The sequence below is a fragment of the Klebsiella sp. RCJ4 genome, from assembly GCF_009025755.1.
GTDB classification, from domain to species: domain Bacteria; phylum Pseudomonadota; class Gammaproteobacteria; order Enterobacterales; family Enterobacteriaceae; genus Klebsiella; species Klebsiella michiganensis.
In genome coordinates this window covers 110,553-124,414 of record NZ_WCIN01000040.1, presented here as the reverse complement: position 1 = coordinate 124,414, position 13,862 = coordinate 110,553, and the positions used below count along the sequence as shown (strand labels likewise).

Genomic DNA, 13,862 nt, shown 5'->3' with positions numbered 1-13,862 from the left:
CTATAAATGCCACTAAAAACACCCAGGATTACGCCAGCAAAAAAAATGATCGTCTACTCGGTCAGCGCCCCCGTTGAGCACGCTCACTATCAGCGCTGTCCGCAGTGCGACCTGCTGTTTCGTTTACCGGTCCTTAAAAAGAATCAAAGCGCCTGGTGTCCCCGCTGCAACGCCAAAGTGCGCGATGGCCGCGACTGGTCGCTTACCCGGCTGGGCAGCATGGCAATCGCGATGCTGCTGCTGATGCCTTTTGCCTGGAGCGAACCGCTGCTGCGTTTGCATCTGCTGGGCGTGCGTATCGACGCTAACGTCCTTCAGGGCATCTGGCAAATGACCGGCCAGGGCGATCCGCTCACGGCGGCGATGGTGCTATTTTGCGCGGTCGTGGCGCCGGTGCTGCTGGTGGTCTCAATCGCCTATCTGTGGCTGGGCAACGTGCTGGGCATGAATCTGCGCCCGATACTGCTGATGCTGGAGCGGCTCAAAGAGTGGGTGATGCTGGATATTTACCTGGTCGGCATCGGCGTCGCCTCCATTAAGGTGCAGGATTACGCCTTCCTGCAGCCGGGCATCGGGCTTATCGCCTATATCTCCCTCACCCTGCTCAGTATCCTGACGCTTATCCATATGAACGTGGAGGAGCTCTGGGAGCGTTTTTACCCCCAGCGCCCGGCGCTGCGGCCGGATGAAAACCTGCAGGTTTGCCTCGGCTGCCATTATACCGGCCATCGCGATTCGCGCGGCCGCTGCCGTCGCTGCCACACTCCCCTGCGCCACAGACGCCGCCAGAGCCTGCAAAAGAGCTGGGCTGCGCTGATTGCGTCAATGGTTTTCCTGCTGCCTGCCAACCTGCTGCCGATCTCGATTATCTACGTCAACGGCGCACGTCAGGATGACACCATCCTTTCCGGCATTATGTCGCTGGCCAGCAGCAACGTCGCTATCGCCGGCGTCGTGTTCATCGCCAGTATTCTGGTCCCATTCACCAAAGTAATTGTATTGTTTACGCTGCTGGTCAGCATACAATTCAAGTGTGAACAGGGGTTACGTACCCGCATCCTGCTACTGCGGCTGATTACCTGGATCGGCCGCTGGTCTATGTTGGATCTTTTTGTCATCGCATTAACCATGTCGCTGATCAACCGCGATCAGCTCCTCGCGTTTACGATGGGGCCCGCCGCGGTCTATTTTGGCGCCGCGGTAATATTAACTATCCTTGCTGTTGAATGGCTGGACAGCCGCTTACTTTGGGACGCACATGAGTCAGGAAACGCCCGCTTCGCCGACTGAAGCCAAAATTAAAACTAAACGCCGTATCTCGCCATTTTGGCTGCTGCCGGTCATCGCGCTGCTGATTGCCGGCTGGCTGATATGGACCAGCTACCAGGATCGCGGTACGACGATCGTTATCGACTTCCAGTCCGCTAACGGTATCGTCCCTGGCCGCACGCCTATCCGCTATCAGGGGGTAGAAGTCGGTACGGTGGAGAACATCTCGCTGAGTAAAGATCTGAGCAAAATTGAGGTTTCCGCCAGCGTCAAGGGCGATATGAAAGATGCGCTGCGCAAGGAGACGCAGTTCTGGCTGGTAACGCCGAAGGCTTCTCTCGCCGGCGTGTCCGGCCTGGATGCGCTGGTGGGCGGTAACTATATCGGCATGATGCCCGGCCAGGGCGAGCCCGAGGATCACTTTGTCGCCCTCGATACCCAGCCGAAGTACCACATCAACAACGGCGAGCTGATGATTCATCTCAAGTCAGCGGACTTGGGTTCGTTAACCAGCGGCTCGCTGGTCTATTTCCGCAAAATTCCGGTCGGCCGGGTATATGACTACGCCATTAATCCGAACAATCAGGGCGTCACCATTGATGTGCTGATCGAGCGGCGTTTCACCAACCTGGTGAAAAAAGAGAGCCGTTTCTGGAACGTATCCGGCGTGAAGGCGGACGTCAGCCTGAGCGGAGCGAAAGTCCAGCTGGACAGCCTCTCGGCGCTGGTGAACGGCGCTATCGCCTTTGATTCCCCGGATGATTCTCCACAGGCTCAGCAAAACACGGACTATCACTTATACGAAGACCTGGCGCACAGCCAGCGCGGCGTGGTGGTTAAACTGGATCTCCCGGATGGCGCAGGCTTAAAAGCGGGCTCTACGCCGCTGATGTACCAGGGCCTGGAGGTCGGCCAGCTCAGTAAGCTGAATCTCAATGGCGACGGGAAAGTGACCGGCGAAATGACCGTCGACCCGAGCGTCGTCAGCCTGCTGCGCGAGAAGACGCTGATTCAGATGAAGAAGCCAAAAATCTCGCTGGATAACCCCAGCGTCAGCGCCCTGCTAACCGGCACCACCTTCGAGCTGGTCCCCGGCGAGGGTGAACCCCGTAACCAGTTTGCGGTGCTGCCTGCCGATAAATCCATTCTGGAAGAGCCGGATGTCGCGACCGTCACGCTCACCGCGCCGGAAAGCTACGGCATCGACGCCGGGCAGCCGCTGATTCTGCACGGCGTGCAGATTGGCCAGGTTCTGGAGCGCAAGCTGAACGCCGATGGCGTCACGTTCCAGGTGGCGGTGATGCCGGAGTACCGTTCTCTGGTACGCGGCGATAGCAAATTCGTGGTCAACAGCCGCATCGACGTTAAAGTCGGCATCGATGGCGTGGAGTTCCTCGGGGCCAGCGCCAGCGAATGGGTCAGCGGCGGGATCCGCATTATCCCGGGCGACAAAGGGGCGATGCAAAGCCGCTATCCGCTGTACGCGAACCAGGAAAAGGCGCTGGAAAACAGCATGAGCGATCTGCCGACCACCACGCTTACGCTCTCAGCCGAGACGCTGCCGGACGTGCAGGCAGGCTCCGTGGTGCTGTACCGTAAATTTGCGGTCGGGGAAATCATCACCGTGCAGCCGCGCAAGAACGCCTTTGAGATCAATATCCATATCAAGCCGGAATATCGCCATCTGCTGACCAGCAACAGCGTGTTCTGGGCCGAGGGCGGCGCGAAAGTGCAGCTTAACGGTAGCGGCCTGACGGTGCAGGCATCCCCGCTCTCCCGCGCGCTGAAGGGCGCGATTAGCTTTGATAACCTCAGCGGCGCCAGCGCCAGCGCGCGGATCGATAACAAACGCGTACTGTATGCGTCAGAAACCGCCGCCCGCGCGGTGGGTGGGCAGATAACCCTGCACGCCTTCGACGCCGGTAAAATCGCCGAAGGGATGCCAATTCGCTACCTGGGGATTGATATTGGCCAGATCCAGTCGCTGAATTTAATTACCGCGAAAAACGAAGTGCAGGCGAAAGCGGTTCTCTACCCGGAATACGTCAATACCTTTGCCCGCGCCGGGACGCGTTTCTCGGTAATTACGCCGCAGATATCCGCGGCGGGCGTTGAACATCTGGATACCCTTTTCCAGGCCTATATCAACGTCGAGCCGGGACGCGGTGCGCCGCGCCGTGATTTCGAAATACAGGAAACCACGATCAGCGATTCACGTTATATCGACGGCCTGAGCATTATCGTCGAAGTACCGGAAGCGGGTTCGCTGGGTATCGGCACGCCGGTGCTGTTCCGCGGGCTCGAAGTCGGCACGGTGACCGGTCTGATGCTCGGTTCGATGTCGGATCGCGTGATGGTACAGCTGCGTATCAGCAAGCGTTATCAGTATCTGGTGCGCAACAACTCGGTGTTCTGGCTGGCTTCCGGCTATAGCCTCGACTTTGGCCTGATTGGCGGGGTGGTGAAAACCGGTACCTTTAATCAGTTCATTCGCGGCGGCATCGCGTTTGCGACGCCTCCGGGTACGCCGCTGGCGCCGAAAGCGCAGGATGGCAAACACTTCCTGCTGCTGGAGAGCGAACCGAAAGAGTGGCGCGAATGGGGCACCGCCCTGCCGCGCTAAGCATAACAGGCTCCGGTGTCCGCCGCCGGAGCCTTTATGGTAAACTACGCCCCCTTTTTTTCGTTGTGGTGCGCTCCCCGTGGCTCAAAACGCTGTCTATCTTCCTGAAGAATTCCTCGCTCAAATGCGTGCGGCAATGCCGACGCATCTCTCTTTTGACGACTTTATCGCCGCCTGCCAGCGCCCGCTGCGGCGAAGCATTCGCGTCAATACGCTGAAAATCACGGTGGCTGATTTTTTGCAGCTGGTCGCCCCCTACCGCTGGCAGCTCACGCCGGTTCCGTGGTGCGAAGAGGGTTTCTGGATCGAGCGTGAAGATGAAGACGACCTGCCGCTGGGCAGCACGGCCGAGCACCTTAGCGGGCTGTTTTACATCCAGGAAGCCAGCTCCATGCTGCCGGTTGCCGCGCTGTTTGCCGACGGCCAGATGCCGAAGCGGGTGATGGACGTCGCCGCCGCGCCGGGTTCTAAAACCACGCAAATCGCCGCCCGCATGGGTAATGAAGGCGGCATTCTGGCCAATGAATATTCCGCCAGCCGGGTTAAAGTCCTGCACGCCAACATCAGCCGCTGTGGAATCAGCAACGTGGCGCTGACCCATTTCGATGGTCGGGTATTCGGCGCCGCGCTGCCGGAATGCTTTGACGCGATCCTGCTCGACGCCCCCTGCTCCGGCGAAGGGGTAGTACGTAAAGATCCCGATGCGCTGAAAAACTGGTCGCCGGAAAGCAACGCGGAAATTGCGGTGACCCAGCGCGAGCTGATTGACAGCGCGTTTCACGCCCTTCGCCCCGGCGGGACGCTGGTTTACTCCACCTGTACCCTGAATCGGCAAGAAAACGAAGAGGTGGTCAACGGGCTGCTGGCGCGCTATCCGCAGGCGGTAGAAGTCGTGCCGCTCGGCTCACTGTTCCCGCAGGCCAGCGAAGCCCTCACCGAGGAGGGCTTCCTGCACGTCTTCCCGCAGATTTTTGACTGCGAAGGGTTCTTCGTCGCCCGTTTACGTAAAACCGCGGCCATCGACCCGCTCCCGGCGCCGGGTTATAAAGTGGGGAAATTCCCCTTCACGCCGCTTAAAACCCGCGAATCCGCCGCCGTAATTGCTGCCGCCGCCGCCGTCGGTTTGCAGTGGACCGCCGACCATACGCTCTGGCAGCGCGATAAAGAAATCTGGTTATTCCCACAGGCGCTCGAAGCGTTATTCGGCAAAGTGCGCTTTTCCCGCATCGGCATCCGGCTCGCCGAAACCCATAACAAAGGCTACCGCTGGCAGCACGAAGCGGTGATTGCGCTTGCCGCGCCGGCCGCTCCCCTGGCGCTGACGGAGGCCGAAGCGGAAGAGTGGTATCGCGGTCGCGATATCTATCCTGAAACGCTCCCGCAGAAGGATGATGCGATTGTCACCTATCAGGGCGCGCCGATCGGGCTGGCGAAAAAAGTCGGGTCGCGTTTAAAAAATAGCTATCCCCGCGAACTGGTGCGTGACGGTAAGCTTTTTAGCAAAAAAGCGTGATGGCGCGTCGAAAAACAGCATTTTTTCACTGGCGCTTTACGCCCGTTTGTCTACGCTGAAAAATGGCGGCCTTAACTGGTCGTACCACAACTCAGCAGACAAACGGGGTGAATTTATGGCCAAAACTAACGTACGTATCGGCGCGTTTGAGATAGACGACGCCGAACTGCACGGCGAACAGCAGGGAGAGCGAACGTTAAGCATCCCCTGCAAATCCGATCCGGATTTATGCATGCAGCTTGATGCATGGGACGCGGACACCAGCGTACCCGCCATACTTGATGGTGAACATTCCGTCCTCTACCGTAAGCACTACGATCGCCAGTCCGATGCCTGGGTCATGCGCCTCGCCTGACTCAATTGAACCCGTCGCCTGAGACGGGTTATTTATTTCCCCGCTTCTCCGTCATCTCCTACACTTAACGCTATGTTTTTCAGGATATGAGGCTCGGATGTTTGCCTTAGTGCTGTTTATTTGTTACCTGGACGGCGGCTGTGAAGATATCGTTGTCGATGTTTACGATAACGAGCGGCAGTGCACAACGGCCATGGACGATCAGCGGATACGCCACGGCGGCTGCTTTCCGGTAGAAGATTTTATCGATAGTTTCTGGCTTCCCGCCCGAGAATACAGCGATTTTTAGCCTGCCAGCTGTAGCGCCACCAGGGTTAGCTCTCCACCAAACACGGCCCCCGTATCGATATAGTGCTGGTTATCGCTGTCGTAGCGTCGTTTCAGCGGCGTATGGCCGAACCAGAAATGGTCTGCGCCGGCAATCGCGCCGTGACGCCCGGCGAGGTGGTCAGTAAGACGCTGCCGACGCCACAGCACCTGGTGCTCATCGACAGCGCGCTGCCAGCGATAAACCGCGGCGGGGTAATCAGCGTGGGCAATCACGTGCACCTGCTCACCGCTGTGGAGTTCAATAATCAACGGCAGTCGGCGGCAGCGGGCAATAAGCGCCGTAAGGCGTTGCTTTTGGCTCGCCGCACGCTGCGTATACCAGTCGCCTCCGTTCATCTCCCAGAGCCTCATATCGCCGTCGGCAAGCGCCTCCAGCGCCATCTGTTCATGGTTTCCACGCACCGCGTAAACCCAGCGATAGCGCAGTAAATCCAGACACTCCGCGCTTTGTGGCCCTCGATCGATCAGATCGCCCACCGAAAGAAGCAGATCCTGGTAAGGGTCAAACTTGCGCTCACGAAGGGCCGCCATCAGGCGTGCGAAACAGCCGTGCAGGTCGCCCACCAGCCAGATATTACGCCAGTCGCAACCGTAAATACGCTGATACATATTTCGTCCTCCTCGCATAATTATAGGAAAACCCGCGGCTTCACCGCCCGTAAATTGGCACCTCAATCGATTTTAAACGAAAGCCAAATATAGTCCGGCCGGGCATTAAGCTCCCCACGATATATCCATAGAATAGAGGCTAAATAACACCGAGGTATTCATCGTGACGGATAACAGCCTGCATTCAGCCAGCGTAGTTGAGCGACGCCCAAATCTCATTGCCGATCTGGTGATGGGCCGGATCACCCCCGCCCCCATCTGGCAACAACGTCATTACCGGCTTAAGTTTTTACTGCGCACGGCATTATTTTATGCGCCAACGCGCAGCATGCTGGAGAGCCTGTCGGCGCGTGCGGATTTCAATCAGCTGCTCGCCGCTCAGGTGACGCTGCCGGGCAAAGTCCATCGCCAGTATTTAATCCGCGGGTTAAACGCCAGCCAGCGCGCCCAGGCCATTATCAGCCACTATCAGTTCGTTGATTCCCTGGGCGCCTCGCGCCTCGCCGGGGCCATGACCGCAGCTAAAGATGTGCCGCTGCTTGAGCTGACAGGCAAAGACGACAGCCGGTTTACGCTCTCCGCTTCCTCGGCGGGCAAAGCCGAACGCGAGGGCGAAACGACGCTGTGGCTGCGCGATAGCGATGAGATTGTGCTTGCCAGCGCGACCTTTAGCGTCACCCGCCAGCAGGAGCAATGGCAGTTGACTATCGGCGGCCTGCAGGGGCCGCGCAGCACCGTTCCGCACGAAGTGATTAAACGGGCGACCCGCGCCTGTTACGGCCTGTTCCCGAAACGCCTGCTGATGGAATTTATCTGGTTAATGGCGGCGCGTTGCAACATTCATCACATTTACGGGGTCAGCGACAGCGGCCACGTCTTCCGCGCGCTGCGCTATCGGCTGAGTAAAGGGCGCCATTTTCACGCCAGCTATAATGAGTTCTGGCACTCTATCGATGGGGTCGCCGACGGCGCCTGGCGCTGGCGTCTGCCGCTGCAGCTGGAAAGAAAGACGCTTGAGAGCATCGCCAGTAAGAAACGCGCCGAATATCGTCGCCGCTTCCAGCTGCTGGATGATATGGCCGCTCAGATGGCGATACTCATGGATTAGCTCTCCCGCCGCTTCGCCAACGCCGTTTAGCACAACGGCGTTTGCATCTTCAACGGCGCTTTAGTTACTATCATAACTTCGTTGTACTCCTTGCGGACGGCTAGTGAAGTTATGAGCAAAACAGAATTACTCCTGCTGGCTATCCTGTTGATTATTTTGACCGCTGCTCTGTGGTTTATTTTTAGCGGACAAATATGGTTTCTGGTGAGCTTTCTGGAAACATGGCTGTACCCCTCTTTTGTGGCGCCAGAATAAATCGTTGTCCATTATTTTCACGCCGCCGTTCGCCCCCTTTGCCTCCCTGACAATAACCCATAGCGCGGTCAGAAGAATAACCGCCAAAAAAGTGAAAAACCGTCTCTTATCTATTATTTCATTTGTCATACAAATGTGTATACTGGGTCACTTCCGATGTTGGCCCGTAAAGTTCACCTGCACTATGGGCCTGATTTTGTGCAGGTGTTTTCTCCTCGCCCTTGCTCAACGGCGCCTCCAGTGTCTATACCCGCCTTTTTGTCCAGATTTTTTGTTGCAAACTTTGCGCCAGATTGTGATTTAAGAAAAAATCGCCCTATTTTCACGCCCCTTCAAAACACAATTAAAAAACATAACACCAACAATTAATTAACAAAAAGAGTTTGCATCCACATAAAAGGCATAAACACAGAACAATAATCCAATAAAAAACACATAACCAGCCATAAATACAAAATTACACATATCTTGCAGGAGTAGTTATACGTTAACCAACAAAACCGCGGCACTTAATCGGTGACCAACGTCTATCGCTACATTGTTGTTTTTCTTCAGCGGCTTTCCACTAAGAGGTTCTCTATGAACGTCACAACGATCTCGCGCAGTCTCCTGGGCGGCTTACTGAGCGCCATAGTCATTCTTCAACCGGCTTCTGCAGCGGGAACCTTAAGCGGCCAGATTGGCGTCCAGGTGACGCTCGGCAGCGGATGCAGCGTATCGAATGTCCGCAATGGCGAAAACAACCGCTGGGGCAACATTAATTTCGGCTCCTATGGCGATTTAGCCAACTCCATTGATGCGGAGATCACCGGCAGCGGCGGCGGAAACGCCCTAACCGTGACCTGCACCGAGGATCTTGCCTCGACCCTGACGCTTGACGGCGGCCAGTCTGGCGATGCTGCGCTGCGCTATATGAAAAACGCCGGTGGCACCCAGCAGATTGCCTATCGGCTCTATTCGGATGCCGCCCGCAATAACGAAATCCTGCCTGGCGGCACGATACCTATCATTGGCACAGGGAATCCACAGGCGATTCCTGTTTTTGCCCGCATTCGCCCCGAAGACCAGAGCGTCAACGCGCCGACAGCCGATGTGTATGACGACATTGTCACCGCGACCTTAGCCTGGTAACCGCATAAGGAAAATGGGCTTCATGCTTCGACCAGAGTGGCTTACATTACTTCTGCTTTTTACCTCGGGCGCCCATGCCGCCGTTGCCCAAAAGACGTTCAAAGTCTCCGCGCAGATAACCGCAGGCTGCGCGCTGGGCGCCGGGGACGGCTCCCAAACGACGGACTTCGGCACGCTGAATTTTGGCACCCTGTCATCGCTTTACAGCAACGTGGATGTCGCGAGTACCGCCGGCGCAGGTTCCATCATCGTGACCTGCACGCCCGGCACCGCTATTTCAATCGCCCTCGACTATGGCGTCAACGGCGGCTCAGCCACTCAGCGCTACATGTCGAACGGCAACAGCAGCACGCTGGCGTACCAGCTTTATCAGGACGCCAACCGCGCTAACGTTTGGGGCAGCAGTACGCTGGCCCTGAGCGTCGCATCCTTTCCGAGCACCACGCAAACCTACACGGTTTATGGCCGCCTTTTTGCCACGAATGGCTTCCCGGCGGTGGGCTCCTATACCGACACGGTCACCGTCACGCTGACCTATTAGATAATTCACAGGTTAACTATGATTCGCTGTAGATTTGCGCCGTTTATATTCGCTTTATTGCTTCCCTCATCCGTGCTGGCCGCCAGCTCCGTTCTGGTATGGCCGATATTTCAAACGATCGAAAGCCACGAAACAGGGTCTGAACTGTGGCTGGAGAATCGCGGCAGCGCGCCGGTTAATTTGCAGCTGCGCGTGTTTGCCTGGGATCAAAAAGCGTCAGCGGACGTCTACGCCGATCAGCGGGATGTTGTCGCCAGCCCGCCTTTTACCACGGTAGCGCCGGGGCAGCGCCAGCTGGTGCGGCTCATGCGCGTCGCCCCCATCGCAAACGGCAAAGAGCACTCCTATCGCATTGTTATCGATGAGATCCCTGCCGCGCAACCCGCGGCGCAGACGGAACAGAACGCCGCCGGGCTGAAAATGCGCATGCGCTATGTCCTGCCGCTGTTTACCTATGGGCAGGGCGTTACGCCGCTAAAGAACGCGGGTTCAGTCGAACCGGTAAGGGCCACGCTGCGCTGGTCGCTCTCGCAGCAAAATAACCGCCAGACGCTGTGCATCGAAAACAGAGGCAATCAGCACGCGCGCCTCAGCGCGGTTTACTGGGCGAACGCGAACGGTAAGGGGCGCATTCCCCAGGCTAATGGTCTTCTCGGCTACGTTCTGGCGCAGAAAAAGAGCTGTTTCCCGAGCGCCGGAAACGCTTCCGTGCCGTCAGGAATGCATCTGTTCGCGAAATTAACGGATAACGGTCAGGCGGTGGAAATTCCGGCGAATCGTTAAAAATGAGAGATCTGAAAAGGACGGCGTCCGGGGGGCTGCTGGCGATGGCGTCGGTAACGGCCTGCGCCGCGACCTATGATTCCCTGCCTGCGCCTGCGGCATCCTACGGCGAAAAGCAGGAGTACGAGCTGTACCTCAGCGTATCGGTCAACGGCAATATTCTTGCCGGCGCCGTTCCGGTAAAGGTCAACGCTGGCCACTACTGGATCGCGGCCAGCGTGTTGCAGCAAGCGCATATTCCCCTGCAAACCGGCGACGCGCTGGTTGATGTGACGACGCTCCCCTCGGTGAAAGTGGAATATGACCAGCCGGGTCAGATCCTCAAGCTCCAGGTTCCGGACAAATGGCTCCCCGAGCAGCACATCGGGGGGACCACGGAACAACCTGGCCAGACCGCGATAAGCAGCCCAGGAATTTTATTTAACTACGACGCTTACAGCCTCTTTTCATCCGGCGGTTCGCAAACCACCAGCACCTTCACCGAAACGCGCCTTTTCGGCCCGCCGGGCGTCCTTTCCAATAACGCCGTGATTCGGCAAAACTGGTCTTCGACGGGCTACGAGCAGCAGGGCTATATGCGCTACGACACCCTGTGGAAGTACAGCGATAGCGACCAAATGATTAGCTACCAGGCCGGGGACGTGGTCAGTAACGCCCTGACGTGGAGCAGTTCCGTGCGCATGGGGGGGCTACGCCTGAGCCGCAACTTCAGCGTTCGCCCGGATCTGGTGACATATCCGCTGCTTAACTTATCCGGCAGCGCGGCGGTTCCTTCGAGCGTCGATCTGTTTATCAACGGCTATAAGAGCAGCTCTGCGCAAATCAATGGCGGCCCCTATACGCTGACCAACGTTCCCTGGATCAGCGGCGCCGGCGAAGCCACCGTAGTGACCACCGACGCTCTGGGTCGCCAGGTCTCCACCAGCATCCCTTTTTATGTCTCCAATACCCTGCTGCGGGAAGGACTGAGCGATTTTGATTTCACCCTCGGCGCCCTGCGCAACAACTACGGTATCAGGAGTGCCGATTATGGCGCCGGCGCGGTAAGCGCTATTTATCGCTACGGATTCAACAACTGGCTCACGCTTTCTACGCATACCGAAGACCGCGAAGGGTTAACCAATGCCGGCATTGGCAGCGATATCGGCGTGGGGAATCTGGGCACCCTCAGCCTGTCGGGCAGCGCCAGCCGTGGCGAGGGAGACGGAAACCAGTTCACCTCGGGTTACTCTTACTATGGCAGTAGCTGGGGAGTGAGCTATCAACATATCCGCCGCAGCGCCAGCTACGACAACCTCAGCACCTATGGGTCTACCGCCACGCTCAGCCGTCAGTCAGACCAGGCCACGCTGAGCCTGAGTCCGTGGGGACGAACCCTCGGTTCTTTTAGCATTGGCTACTTTGATATCAAAGCCGAGGATAATTCGCGCACCCGGCTGCTGAACCTCTCCTGGAGCCGCGGCCTGTGGCTCAGCAGCAGCCTCAGCCTGAGCGTCAACCGCGATCTGCAGGAAGGTAGCTACGCCAGCATGCTGCAGGTCATCATCCCTTTCGATTCGCAAACCTCCGTCCAGCTAAGCGGCCAGCGCGCCAGCGCCGGACAATGGGGAGAAAATATCAGCGTCAGCCGCTCTGCTCCGGCAGAAGGCGGGCTGGGCTGGAACCTCGCCCATTCGATCGGCGGCGATAACTATAGTCAGGCGGATCTGACCTGGATCAACCGCGTGTCAACGCTGAGCGGAGGCTACTACGGGTCGCGCGACGATCGTCACAGCTGGTTTGAGGCCGCGGGCTCGGTGGTGCTGATGGATAACAGTCTGTTTTTCGCCCGGCAAATTAACGACGCCTTTATCGTCGTCTCCACCGGCAACTACCCGAATATTGCGGTGAATTATGAAAATCGCAAAGTCGGCGTGACCGATAAAAATGGTCATCTGCTGATCCCGTGGGCGACGGCGTGGTATCCGGGGAAAGTCACCCTCGATACGCTACCGCTGCCAACGGACACCGAAGCTCTGACGGTGGAGAAACGCATCGCCGTGCGCGAAGGCAGCGGAGCGCTGGTCGATTTCCCGGTGAACCGCGTGCGCTCGGCAACCCTCGTCTTCGTCGATGCCAGGGGGCAACCGCTGCCGGTCGGTACGCCGGTCGAGGAGGTTAACAGCAAGCAGCGCGGCCTGGTGGGCTATGACGGCGTGGTCTGGTTCTCGCACCTTGGACGCCACAACGAAGTCAAAATAAACGCCGGAGAGCTTCGTTGCAGCATTCAGTTCGAACTTCCGTCCTCAACGCCGGTTCCGCAGCGGATAGGTCCGGTCAGCTGCCCCTCTTAACAGCGGAGATAACGTTGAAAAGTATTATCCTCGTATTCGCGATGCTCTTAGCGCTCGGGCAAGCCAGCACCGCGCTGGCCGCCTGCAGCATCAAAACCAGTGCGCCAGCGATCGGCCCGGTGGATTCCTTTGCGCTCAACAGCGCGCCTCAGGGCGTGATGGCCGGCGCGGGGTTTTACTGCACCCCGGAACTGGTGGCGCTCAACTCAACCAATACGTTAAGCGCCACTCTGGCGTCGGCCAACAAGAGCAACGGCGTTCCGCGGCTGCTTAATGGCGCGGGCGATGCCATCCCTTATAGCGTCTGTTCTGACGCCTCGTGCTCGCCGGCCTATCAGGACGGCGGCGTGATTAGCTGGTCCAGAACAACGCTGCTCGAACTGCTGGGTTTATTTAACTCAGGCGATGGCACCATGCCGCTCTACTTCAGAACCACGCCGGGAGCCAACGTCCCCGCCGGTACCTATACCGATGTGTTAACCATCACCTGGGTGTACCGATTCTGCTACGTCGGGCTCGATCTGCTGGGCATTAAGATATGTATTCCGAATAACGGAACCCTGACCTCTACGGTCAACGTGTCGGTGAAGGTGACCAATGTTTGCTATATCGACAGCGCGCCGGACGTCGAATTTGCCTCTGCCGCTCTTCCGTCCGGTTTTAGCCACTACAGCGGCCAGCTTGCCATCCGCTGCACTAAAAACGCGGCCTACACCGTCAACCTCGCCAGCACTAACGCCAGCGTCGGCGACTGGCGGCAGATGAGCCAGCCCATTGCGAACCAACCAACCGCCTGGCTGCAGTATCAGTTTTACCAGCCCAACGGCAGCGCCTGGACGGAAAGCAACAATCTCAGCGTAACCGGCTCCGGCGCCGCGCAGTCCGCGAACTACACCCTCAAGATTAACCCGACCCAGAGCAACCAGCCTGCGGGAACCTACAGCGATACCGTACTGGTGACCGTGAGCTACTAAAACGTTAGCAGACGATTTTTTGTAAAAGAAATGTTTAG

At 57.8% G+C, this 13,862-nt stretch carries 13 protein-coding genes; 12 read left to right on the top strand and 1 reads right to left on the bottom strand.

Features of this window, described 5'->3' with window-relative positions; genetic code table 11:
* Positions 1-6 precede the first annotated feature (6 nt).
* From yebS to F8562_RS17735, 5 genes are all read left to right on the top strand, one after another.
* On the top strand, positions 7-1,290 hold the full coding sequence (gene yebS, locus F8562_RS17755) for a membrane integrity lipid transport subunit YebS (protein WP_014229826.1): 1,284 nt from the start codon (positions 7-9) through the stop codon (positions 1,288-1,290).
* The gene (locus F8562_RS17750) at positions 1,259-3,892 is read left to right on the top strand and encodes a PqiB family protein (protein ID WP_014838817.1); all 2,634 of its coding nucleotides are present in this window, start codon (positions 1,259-1,261) and stop codon (positions 3,890-3,892) included. The genes yebS and F8562_RS17750 overlap by 32 nt, the downstream gene beginning before the upstream one ends.
* 79 nt (positions 3,893-3,971) lie before the next feature.
* On the top strand, positions 3,972-5,405 hold the full coding sequence (gene rsmF, locus F8562_RS17745) for a 16S rRNA (cytosine(1407)-C(5))-methyltransferase RsmF (protein WP_042934115.1): 1,434 nt from the start codon (positions 3,972-3,974) through the stop codon (positions 5,403-5,405).
* Positions 5,406-5,520: 115 nt separating this feature from the next.
* Positions 5,521-5,760: a YebV family protein gene (locus F8562_RS17740; protein ID WP_004852069.1), complete on the top strand. Its 240-nt coding sequence runs from the start codon at positions 5,521-5,523 to the stop codon at positions 5,758-5,760.
* A 97-nt stretch (positions 5,761-5,857) separates the two neighbouring features.
* Positions 5,858-6,049, top strand: a complete 192-nt coding sequence (locus F8562_RS17735) for a YebW family protein (RefSeq protein ID WP_004122014.1) — start codon at positions 5,858-5,860, stop codon at positions 6,047-6,049.
* On the opposite strand, the gene pphA is transcribed toward F8562_RS17735, so the two are convergent.
* Complete coding sequence (gene pphA, locus F8562_RS17730; RefSeq protein ID WP_014229829.1) at positions 6,046-6,699, bottom strand: protein-serine/threonine phosphatase; 654 nt, start codon at positions 6,697-6,699, stop codon at positions 6,046-6,048. The genes F8562_RS17735 and pphA overlap by 4 nt on opposite strands.
* 163 nt (positions 6,700-6,862) lie before the next feature.
* On the opposite strand from pphA, the gene F8562_RS17725 reads away from it, so the two are divergent.
* The 7 genes from F8562_RS17725 to F8562_RS17695 all read left to right on the top strand — a co-directional run bounded on the left by F8562_RS17725 (position 6,863) and on the right by F8562_RS17695 (position 13,824).
* On the top strand, positions 6,863-7,807 hold the full coding sequence (locus tag F8562_RS17725) for a VirK/YbjX family protein (protein ID WP_014838819.1): 945 nt from the start codon (positions 6,863-6,865) through the stop codon (positions 7,805-7,807).
* Positions 7,808-7,918: 111 nt separating this feature from the next.
* Positions 7,919-8,062, top strand: a complete 144-nt coding sequence (locus F8562_RS17720; protein ID WP_009651986.1) for an Ecr family regulatory small membrane protein — start codon at positions 7,919-7,921, stop codon at positions 8,060-8,062.
* Positions 8,063-8,641: 579 nt separating this feature from the next.
* Positions 8,642-9,193, top strand: a complete 552-nt coding sequence (locus F8562_RS17715) for a spore coat U domain-containing protein (protein WP_014229832.1) — start codon at positions 8,642-8,644, stop codon at positions 9,191-9,193.
* A 22-nt stretch (positions 9,194-9,215) separates the two neighbouring features.
* Positions 9,216-9,734 carry a spore coat U domain-containing protein gene (locus tag F8562_RS17710; RefSeq protein ID WP_004852079.1) on the top strand — a complete coding sequence of 173 codons (519 nt, stop codon included), beginning with the start codon at positions 9,216-9,218 and terminating at the stop codon, positions 9,732-9,734.
* 18 nt (positions 9,735-9,752) lie between these two features.
* Positions 9,753-10,517, top strand: a complete 765-nt coding sequence (locus F8562_RS17705) for a molecular chaperone (RefSeq protein WP_014229834.1) — start codon at positions 9,753-9,755, stop codon at positions 10,515-10,517.
* Positions 10,518-10,519: 2 nt separating this feature from the next.
* Positions 10,520-12,850: a fimbria/pilus outer membrane usher protein gene (locus F8562_RS17700; protein ID WP_014229835.1), complete on the top strand. Its 2,331-nt coding sequence runs from the start codon at positions 10,520-10,522 to the stop codon at positions 12,848-12,850.
* 14 nt (positions 12,851-12,864) lie between these two features.
* Entirely contained in the window at positions 12,865-13,824 is a 960-nt protein-coding gene (locus F8562_RS17695) for a spore coat protein U domain-containing protein (protein ID WP_014229836.1), read from the top strand.
* Positions 13,825-13,862 lie beyond the last annotated feature (38 nt).